We start from the raw sequence: 8,624 nt of genomic DNA, 5'->3' as shown, positions 1-8,624 counted from the left end.
TGCAGAACTCGCCAACAAATCGTTCCACTCTAATTTTTGCCAATACCCGCCGAGTAGCCGAAAGAGTTGCTCATCATCTGACAGAGCGGCTGGGTCAAGAGCAAGTTGCCGCCCACCATGGAAGTCTATCTAGAAAATTACGGCTAACCGCCGAAACCAAATTAAAAAACGGGCAACTAAAGGCACTTGTCGCCACAGCATCTTTGGAATTAGGTATTGATATTGGTACGGTTGATTTGGTATGTCAATTAGGTTCGCCACGTTCAATTGCAGTCATGTTACAGCGCGTAGGGCGCGCAGGTCATTGGCATGGTGCGATTTCTAAAGGACGAATTTTTGCCACTACTCGCGACGAGTTATTAGAATGTGCAGCCTTGGTCAATGCTATCAAAGACGGCGACCTCGATCAGTTGATTATTCCTAAGGAACCCCTCGATATTTTAGCGCAACAAATTGTTGCAAGTTGCGCTACTGACGACTGGCGAGAAGATGATTTATTTGCGATGGTAAAACACGCTTTTCCTTATAAATCCTTAGCACGTGAAACCTTTAATAACATGCTTGAAATGCTCAGCCGATGATTTACTAGCTGCCGTTTTCCCTGATGCAGCTGCTTGTCAAGACAATCTTGGTGGACGCGACATTGAATTACCAGACCATCCTTTGATTAATGAAGCATTGAAAGATGCGTTAACCGAAGCACTCGATCTGGATGGTTTGATTGATGTTTTAAAGAAAATAAAAAGGCGAAATCCAGTATCTTGCTATCGATACACCAAGCCCCTCGCAATTTGCTCACGAAATTTTAAATGCGAATCCTTACGCCTTTTTTGGACGATGCACCTTTAGAAGAGAGGCGGGCACGTGCAGTAGCCATGCGGCGCATCTTACCTGATACTCTTATACAAGAAATAGGCAAGTTGGATTTAAACATTATTGAGGAAGTTCAACAGCAGGTTTGGCCTGATGTCAGGAACGCGGATGAACTCCAAGATGCGCTTCAAACCTTTATTGCTTTTCCCGCTACGCATTTTAAGCAGGAAAAAACCCGCTTATTATGGCAAAATCTCTTCACAGAACTCATTGCTTCAGGACGATCGGCTACAGCAATAGTAGATGATAAAGTTTTCTGGCTTGCTATAGAAAAGGCCAAAACATTTTCCAATATCTACCCGCAAGCAATTATTCATCATCCATTAAAAGCCATTGAAGAAAAACCATTAGCTTACGATGAGGGTATTGTTGAATTAATCCGTGGCTGGATGTTCTCCCTAGGCCCAACAACCAGCCAAGAATTAAGTCAGCTATTAAACCTGGATTTATCCTCTACCGAACACGCCTTACTACGATTAGAGGCAAGCGGCCTCATTTTGCGGGGCACATTCAAAACAGCTAATCAACTAGAATGGTGCGAACGTCGCCTACTGGCTCGAATTCATCAACTGACTTTAGGAAAATTACGTAAAGAAATCGAACCTGTCAGCGCTATGAAATTCGTGCAATGGCTATTAACTTGGCAACATTTAGCTCCCGGCACTCAATTAAGAGATGAACAAGGCCTACTTGAGGTAATCAGTCAGCTGCAAGGATTTGAAATTCCCGCAAAAGCTTGGGAACCAGACATTTTAGCCAAAAGAATCAACAATTATGATCCCGCAATGCTCGATAGACTTTGCCTGATGGGAATTATCGGCTGGGGACGTCTTTCCTCTTTAACTAATGAGACAGCATCAGAAAATAAGCGTGTAATTCCAACGAGTGTTGCTCCGATTACCTTCTTCGTGCGAGATACAGCGGAATGGATGCCTGAAGTGCAACATTTCTCTCATGAAGAAGATTTACCTGGTTTAAGCCATATTGCAAAAAATATTTATCGCTATTTACAAGAAAATGGGGCTTCATTTTTTACTGATATTACCCTGGGTGTAAAGCATCTTAAATCAGAAATTGAGATGGGGCTTTGGGAATTGGTCACAGCCGGTTTAACAACCGCTGATGGTTTCGATAATTTACGCTCGTTGATCGATCCTCGTCGTCGCTTAAACAAGAAACGACGGCATCCTCTTCGTCATCAATATAGTACGGGTAGATGGTCTTTATTAAAAAATCACGTCCACCAAGATTATACTGCAAAAATTGAAGCAATTTGTTGGCTATTATTGAAACGATATGGCGTTGTTTTTCGTGATCTTTTAGCCAGGGAAAAAATAATTCCGCGTTGGCGGGAACTGTTAATAGCTTTTCGCCGTCTGGAAGCACGTGGAGAAATTCGCGGAGGGCGTTTTGTCAGTGGTTTTATAGGTGAGCAATTCGCTTTACCGTATGCAGTGGACTCTTTACGGGCAATTAAAAATAAAGAGCCCAGCAAAGAGGCGCTTACTATTTCAGCGGTCGATCCGCTCAATGTTATTGGTTTTATTTTACCTGGTAATCGTATTTCAGCAATTTCAGGAAAAATCACCTTTAAAGAAAACACTTATTATGAATATATTCCATCTAATTTTACGATTAAATTGTAGTTAATATTAAAAATATAAATTTTATCAAAAAATTACAATAAAAAATAATTAAAATAGCCCAATAAAAATACACCATAATTTTTAAATATAAATATTTTTATGTAATTTTTTATACCATTATAATTAGCCTATAACCTAGATTATTAAAATTAATTTTCAGTTAAAAAATCAGAAAAAATTGGCAAAAAAGCCACGTAAATCGAAGATATTTTGCTCGTAATTTACAACGTTATTGATATTACCCCTGATAAAAGCGATCAATTTGCCAAAAAATATTCGTTTATTCGCAGTTAATTTAACAATTTAATTGACAAATTTTTGTTCAAAAATAATCAATAATGTTTAAAAAATATTTAATATTTCCTTAATAATTTATGGGTAATATTTGAGCGCTTGCCAATTTTTCAGGCAATCTCAGGGAAAAAGGAGGAGGGATCAATCAAATTTATTTACTTGAGGTAGAATATGTTAAGCCAAGATAGCGCCCGTTTACTTGTTGAGCAAGATAAACAGAAGCAAGAAGTCTCCACGCAAAGTGCACAATTGGGCTCAGAAGCCGTACCCAAAACAAGTGAAGACGCCCCTGCAGCCACTATAGCAGTACCTCTCAAACCCAAAGCTCAGCCTAAAACCTTTCAAGATGTTTTTTGGGCGGAAGCACCAATAAATTATCACGAAAATTATTTGGCTTTTTGGGTACGCGAGATAGAGCCAGTTTAGCAACGACCTGTGTAGATGCTCGCAGATTAGATAGCGTTGATAGAGCCTTAACTAACGTCGGATTTAAAGTCACTCTCATGACTGCAATTTTGGAAGTTTTAGAAGATCCAAGTTATGCGGAACATTTAACTGTAAGCAGAAATCCATCTGGATTTTTACGTTTGAACAATGATCTTATTGGTGCAATCAAAGATCCTCAAATTTTAAAGGTTATTCCTGATGCTGCAGAGTTGCGACTCAATTTTTGGCCAGGCGACCTTTATGAAAGTTTAGGCGCTCGCCTAGAACCAGAAACCAGGCACTCACACCCACGTGGTTTTTGCAGTTTCATAGTACATGGTGGTTATAAACACAATATTTATCTCCACTCCAACAATCCTAAGGATCCTGGTTTTACAGAAGTAGTAGGCACAGTTCAACCTGTATCGAAAATCAAATCCTTCAAAAAGAAAGAAACTTTACAACACTTGGAACACATTTTAAAAGAAGAAGTTACTGCCACTCCTGAAGGCTATGCTTATTTTCCTGTAAGAATGATCCATGAAGTTGCCAGTAGAATGAACGCTCCAGTGCGTAAAGACGATCATGGTACCTTGAGCATTAATATTGTATTTAAAACTCATAAAAGCGCACCTGTAGCTAACTACAGCATTTTTATGGAAAGAGAAGAAAGTCTTGTTGAAGTTTACGATCAATTACCAACTAAACTTGCTCAACAAGCATTAGAGATTGTAAGAAATTTGCTCAAAGGACAAATTCTTTTCTTCACTGCGTCTATGAGTGGAGTTAAAGCGCCTTCTGCTCCAAGCAGCTTTTTCGGTGCTAGTGCCTTCAAAGCAACTGTAGAGGAATTAAGAGTAGAAGATACCAATGTGGGATTACCGACTCTCCCTTCAGTTACTCCTGAAAAAGCACCTACAAAGAAAAAGAGCGATGAAGAAGCAGTTGCAAATGTAGTAAGTGTATTAAGCTAATTAATTAAAGCTCTTCATTAGGCTTGCAGTTATATTTCTATCATTGAAATATAATTGCAAGTTTATAGTTTCAACTTATAAGCCCCCTCTTTTGACTTACCGTTCAGTGTAGTCGAGCATAAAGCTCAACAGCCAGGCATCAATTACTCTTTTTCAAGATAAGCCTTAAAATCAGCTACCCAGAATGCGTCAACATAATTGTCCAGTTTTATATCAGATTCACTCCGTTGACCTTGTTTATTGAAGTGTTCTTGAATATGTGGACGGTAATAATCAAGCTCAGGAACACTTAAATCAATTTTCTTGGCTTTTTCATCATTAACGCGCACTTGTAGGATAGCTTTAAAATAAAGATGTTTCTCAAAAAACGTATTTCAGCATTAGACATAGCCCCCCCTTGAAAGCTCAGTGTTCCTTTACTTGCTTCAGACAAACGAGCAAAATAACTTGGTTTTTTCCCAGCTAAATATCGCTTGGCATCCACATGATAACCAATCAGTAGCGCCACCTTTGCTGAAAAGCCAAAATCATAAGCTAATTTTGCCCCTATCCATTCGTGATTCACAACGCCCAGATCTGCCATGCAAAATTGTTCTGTATTAGAAGCAAAATGACCTATATCATGGAATAAAGAAGCAAGAACTACCTCTTGGCAATGTCCTGCCTGCTCCGCAAAATAGGCACATTGCAAAGCATGTTCTAATTGAGATACTGATTCCCCAATATAATTGCTATACTGGGCCGATTTAAGGCAATACAATGCCTTGTCAATTTTACTCTCTACTGTGTCCATAATTGTCACTGCATTGTTTCAGCGATCGGATTAGCGACATTGTAGATTGCTGCACCGGCTGAATAATCTTTATTAGGATCACGCTCACAATCAGGAGGAAATTTTTCTCGTTTATCCTGATAATAAGCCTCTCGCCGTGCCCCACCCTCTGAAAATTTATTAAAAGTAACAAACATTGCCCGACGAGAATTATTGCTGCGGTTAGGCTCAGAATAATGAGGTAAATAGGAATCGAATAAAATGACATCACCACTTTGACATGCAATCGGTGACCAGAAAAAGGCATCAGCAATATTTTTTTTGAATAGAACCATCTGCTTCCTGTGGTAGAATCACGGGTTTATTAGCGCCGCCCTTCACAACTTGTAAACAACCATTCTCCAAAGTGCAATCATCGATAGCAAGCATCATTGTAATATGAAATCGCTGATCAAAACTTATGAAAGCAGGAGCATCTTGATGCGCCTTAAACCCGCCTCCTCCCGGAAATTTGTAATTGATCTTTTCTTTAAAAATAACGGCCTGCTCGGCCATTAATTGAGAGACCAGTTGCAGCGTACGCTCACCATTGGCGAGTTCATACATGGGTCTGTGGTAATCGATAAAATTTTCTATGCGGCATAACTGGCGTTGACCTTGCGCATTTTTTCAAAATACTTCATCCACTTTCCTGGTGTTTCTGGCAAAGCTGTCAGTTCATCACACCAATTTTTAAGTTGTTTTTTTAAGTCAAGTGGAAAAAATCGCTTAGCATAACAAAGCCATTTTGTTGCCAGAATAATTGTTGTTCTTCGCTTAGTTGATAGTTCATAATTTCCTCTCTAACCATTCAATAATAGTAATGATTCTTCTTTGTCTGCTTCTCTTAAACGATATAATTTCGCTTTTTCCCTCTCCAATAGTCGAGTTAATAACCAGCCGAGTATTAAAGTGCCCGCCAGAATACTTACTGTTAGGTAAATACCCAACCTAGCTTGAAAAATAGGTAAAAACACGGTCCCTACAAAAGCACCAAATTTTCCTGCTCCAGCTGCCAGCCCGTGTCCAGTCGCTTTACACTCTGGTTTATAAAGCTGGGCTGGTAATAAATAAGTGCTTATTCCCGGACCAAAATTAATAAAGAAATTAAATAGAATAAACCCTGTGAATATTAAATTAAGATTGGTTGATAGATAGCTGAAACTTAGGATGACTAAACCCAGAAAAGAGAACAAAACCCTACTTTTTGCAATCTAATGAGAGGAACTCTATTAACAAAAAATATCACCGCAAAAGCGCCCATGGAAACAAATACATTCACCAACAAAGTATTTTTTAAAACCTCCGTTTGTGCACTTATAAAATTAGCTTGGCTGGACAGATGAAGAGCGCGTAATACATGGGGAGTAAATAGGCCAATACCATAATAGGATATATCAAGTAAAAACCAGCAGGAGCATAAGGAAAACGTTATCTTTATCATTTTGGCAGAGAATAAATGATGATAATGACTGAAAAGATTTCTCTGCTGTACTTGTTGGTGCGCCTTCCATAAAAACTTTCTGGTAATTTCGCTCTGAATAATAAGCCAATTAATGCGGGGATTGCCCCAGAAGCAAACATCCATCGCCAAACATCCATATAAGGATATATTTTGAATAAAAGCCAAGCCACGAGTACGCCTATTGGTGAGGCAAGGCAATTAATGAACATGGCCGTTGCAATATACTGGCTACTTCTATTTTGAGGTATCATTTCAGCCAGATAAGCAGCACAGATAGGGTAATCAGCGCCTACTCCAAAACCTAATAAGAAACGAAAAATACAGAGAGAGGTAATGTTCCATGCACAAGCGGAAAACAAAGCAACAAAGACAAAAAAACAAGATTTATAATAAGCATACTTTTCCTGCCTATCATGTCAGCCAGGCGTCCGACAATAATGGCACCAAATACTGCCCCGAGCGGAGCTGCAGCTTGCGTTAAGCCTATCATGAGAGAAGATGGGTGATACAATGCATTAATAAAAGGTTCAGCAACGGAGGTTATGTATAAATCATAACCATCAATAAATAAACCTAAAGCACAAACTATCCATACATGAATAACTAATTGTTTATTTTCGTCCATGAAATCTCTTAAATTAGCACGCGTCTTTTAAACGAATTTCACTCCTGTTAATTAATAATTTTTAGCATAATCAATTTTCAAAAACAAATTGCTAATACCCGAGCTATCGCGAAATCAGTATCTAATTTCTGGTAATTTTATGTTTTGTCAGTTATAAAAAAGATTACACTCATTGAATAAGTAACTCACCAAAAGCATATAACTTAGAAGGCTTTTCTTCACTGCCTAATCTAGCTAAATTTATTGCTACTGGCTAAAAATTTCATTATTCGGCTAAAGTAATATGAATGAAATTCATTGGGTAGTCTAATGACCTAGAACCCCACTCTTATCTTCTTTATCCATTTCTTGTAATGCAGTATCAGTGGCTGACTTTGGTTGCTCAAGAGCAAAAACCTCTGCTTTTTCACGAGTTATTCGCTGCCCCGTACTCTCGCAATATCGCCCTACACGCCCCCCTCTTAAACCCGGTTTATAATGACTAAAAAAGCGACTGTGAAAATCTTGCTGTAGAATTGTTCTGACTACCTCGCTAATTTGGTAAGTCCCATGATGGCGTTTTGCAACCTGAATTCCTCCAAGCAAAAAAATCCAGGGGTTTTCATCACTTTTCATTACGACTCTGCCAAAACTGTCTTCAGGCATAGACCAGAAAATATCGCCAGGATTCCGGCCTATACCACCGGTATTTGCCTCAAAAATCGTATTTATAAAGAATCGATGACTTGATAATTGTTCGGCAATACCGTTCGTTACAGCAGCTATGCAACATTCCAGTGATAATACTTGCGGTCCTTTTTTAAGCCCAGCTTTCTGCAATCTTTTTACGCATTGCTCTGCCGTTTCTCCCTGAATATAAAAGCCTGTATCATCCTGTTGAGCAACCTCCTCTGCTAACTCAGCACCCGTATCCTCCGGCACTTTAATCAATGGCGGTATAACGTCTACCTGTACATCTGCATCTATCTCTAACTTTGGGGGAAGTGTATGACCAACAATTGATAAATGATCGTGCTTACTGACTTTATGTAATTCTTTTTCTTTTAAGACAATATAACCATGTTGTTCTGCATTACGCATCTGACCTTCCACTATCCTCTTGGCAGTCTCTGCAATATAAAAGGGATGGAACCAGATATATCGTTTCATAAGCTCGTCCTTTGCTCGTAGTGTCTTTAACCATTGTTGCATGCCTTAATTAACAACACAAATAAAAAAACAGGCCAAATGGAATTTGGAAATACAGTTTGCCATTTAGTTAATCAATAGAGATTGTTAATCTAAAATTAGACAAAAATCTAAAATTGGACCATAATGAGTTATCTTTAAAAGAAAAAAGCTCTTATGAAAACTTCAGCGCAAGTATCATTAGCAGTACCTAATGAAGTCATATGGAAAGCCCTTAAAAACCTGGTAGAGCGGTTTAATTTTAATAAAGAGGAAGCTCTGAAATTAATGGGTGATATGCCCGCTTCTTCTTATTATAAGGGTATCAAAAGCTATAATGGCA

13 protein-coding genes are annotated in these 8,624 nt (G+C 38.6%); 5 read left to right on the top strand and 8 right to left on the bottom strand.

Going from position 1 to position 8,624, the window contains the following annotated elements:
• From BN58_RS33820 to BN58_RS10475, 5 genes are all read left to right on the top strand, one after another.
• Nucleotides 1-581 (top strand): helicase-related protein (locus tag BN58_RS33820; protein ID WP_269570241.1); only part of this gene is annotated, 581 nt, incomplete at its 5' end.
• Nucleotides 562-849 carry a hypothetical protein gene (locus tag BN58_RS33815; RefSeq protein WP_051131890.1) on the top strand — a complete coding sequence of 96 codons (288 nt, stop codon included), beginning with the start codon at nucleotides 562-564 and terminating at the stop codon, nucleotides 847-849. The genes BN58_RS33820 and BN58_RS33815, both read left to right, overlap by 20 nt.
• Nucleotides 810-2,519, top strand: coding sequence for an Lhr family helicase (locus BN58_RS24165; protein ID WP_232220513.1), 1,710 nt, complete (start codon nucleotides 810-812; stop codon nucleotides 2,517-2,519). Before BN58_RS33815 ends, BN58_RS24165 begins: the two co-directional genes overlap by 40 nt.
• Before the next feature lie 465 nt (nucleotides 2,520-2,984).
• The gene (locus tag BN58_RS10480) at nucleotides 2,985-3,239 is read left to right on the top strand and encodes a hypothetical protein (RefSeq protein ID WP_019216781.1); all 255 of its coding nucleotides are present in this window, start codon (nucleotides 2,985-2,987) and stop codon (nucleotides 3,237-3,239) included.
• Between the two features lie 77 nt (nucleotides 3,240-3,316).
• Complete coding sequence (locus BN58_RS10475) at nucleotides 3,317-4,213, top strand: hypothetical protein (RefSeq protein WP_019216780.1); 897 nt, start codon at nucleotides 3,317-3,319, stop codon at nucleotides 4,211-4,213.
• Between the two features lie 143 nt (nucleotides 4,214-4,356).
• Here BN58_RS10475 and BN58_RS33810 read toward each other — a convergent pair whose 3' ends face one another.
• From BN58_RS33810 to BN58_RS10445, 8 genes are all read right to left on the bottom strand, one after another.
• A complete protein-coding gene (locus BN58_RS33810) occupies nucleotides 4,357-4,542 on the bottom strand; it encodes a hypothetical protein (protein WP_019216779.1) in 186 nt (61 codons plus the stop codon).
• Nucleotides 4,503-5,006, bottom strand: coding sequence for an HD domain-containing protein (locus BN58_RS24160; protein WP_232220512.1), 504 nt, complete (start codon nucleotides 5,004-5,006; stop codon nucleotides 4,503-4,505). Before BN58_RS24160 ends, BN58_RS33810 begins: the two co-directional genes overlap by 40 nt.
• A gap of 5 nt (nucleotides 5,007-5,011) precedes the next feature.
• The gene (locus BN58_RS36085; protein ID WP_269570240.1) at nucleotides 5,012-5,320 is read right to left on the bottom strand and encodes a phytanoyl-CoA dioxygenase family protein; all 309 of its coding nucleotides are present in this window, start codon (nucleotides 5,318-5,320) and stop codon (nucleotides 5,012-5,014) included.
• Complete coding sequence (locus BN58_RS36080; RefSeq protein ID WP_269570239.1) at nucleotides 5,292-5,591, bottom strand: phytanoyl-CoA dioxygenase family protein; 300 nt, start codon at nucleotides 5,589-5,591, stop codon at nucleotides 5,292-5,294. The genes BN58_RS36085 and BN58_RS36080 overlap by 29 nt, the downstream gene beginning before the upstream one ends.
• Nucleotides 5,592-5,827: 236 nt before the next feature.
• Complete coding sequence (locus tag BN58_RS33805; RefSeq protein WP_019216777.1) at nucleotides 5,828-6,220, bottom strand: MFS transporter; 393 nt, start codon at nucleotides 6,218-6,220, stop codon at nucleotides 5,828-5,830.
• A gap of 244 nt (nucleotides 6,221-6,464) precedes the next feature.
• Nucleotides 6,465-6,848 (bottom strand): MFS transporter, encoded by a 384-nt coding sequence (locus BN58_RS36075; protein ID WP_269570238.1) that lies wholly within the window; start codon nucleotides 6,846-6,848, stop codon nucleotides 6,465-6,467.
• Nucleotides 6,791-7,114: an MFS transporter gene (locus tag BN58_RS36070; RefSeq protein WP_026069408.1), complete on the bottom strand. Its 324-nt coding sequence runs from the start codon at nucleotides 7,112-7,114 to the stop codon at nucleotides 6,791-6,793. The genes BN58_RS36075 and BN58_RS36070 overlap by 58 nt, the downstream gene beginning before the upstream one ends.
• Nucleotides 7,115-7,420: 306 nt before the next feature.
• Complete coding sequence (locus tag BN58_RS10445) at nucleotides 7,421-8,263, bottom strand: hypothetical protein (protein WP_019216776.1); 843 nt, start codon at nucleotides 8,261-8,263, stop codon at nucleotides 7,421-7,423.
• Nucleotides 8,264-8,624: the final 361 nt, after the last annotated feature.

Source organism: Legionella tunisiensis (genome assembly GCF_000308315.1).
GTDB lineage: Bacteria > Pseudomonadota > Gammaproteobacteria > Legionellales > Legionellaceae > Tatlockia > Tatlockia tunisiensis.
Note: the sequence above shows the minus strand (reverse complement) of the source record. Positions and strands in the feature narration are given on the sequence as shown.